General features: G+C 73.4%; 1 protein-coding gene. It reads left to right on the top strand.

What is annotated here, in order from left to right; translation table 11 throughout:
* Nucleotides 1–244, top strand: a 244-nt coding sequence (locus tag R0J87_RS23655; protein ID WP_498889440.1) for a formate dehydrogenase accessory sulfurtransferase FdhD, incomplete at both ends; no start/stop codon positions are given.

Raw genomic sequence — 244 nt, forward strand, 5'->3', positions numbered from 1 at the left:
GCCCGACCGAGCTGGAGGATTTCGCGACCGGCTTTGCGCTGGCGGAGGGCATCGTCGCCGCACCGGGCGACGTCGAAAGCGTCGACATCGCCCGCGATGGCCCGGGCTACCGCGTCGCCTTGCGCGTGCCGGCGGCCAATGCGCGCCGGCTGGCCGAGGGGGAGCGGAGCGTTGCCGGCACGGCCAGTTGCGGGCTGTGCGGTTCGCGCACCATCGAGAGTGCCTTGCGGTCCCTGCCCTATCG

The organism is Halomonas sp. SIMBA_159, from assembly GCF_046536035.1.
Classification (GTDB): domain Bacteria; phylum Pseudomonadota; class Gammaproteobacteria; order Pseudomonadales; family Halomonadaceae; genus Vreelandella; species Vreelandella venusta_A.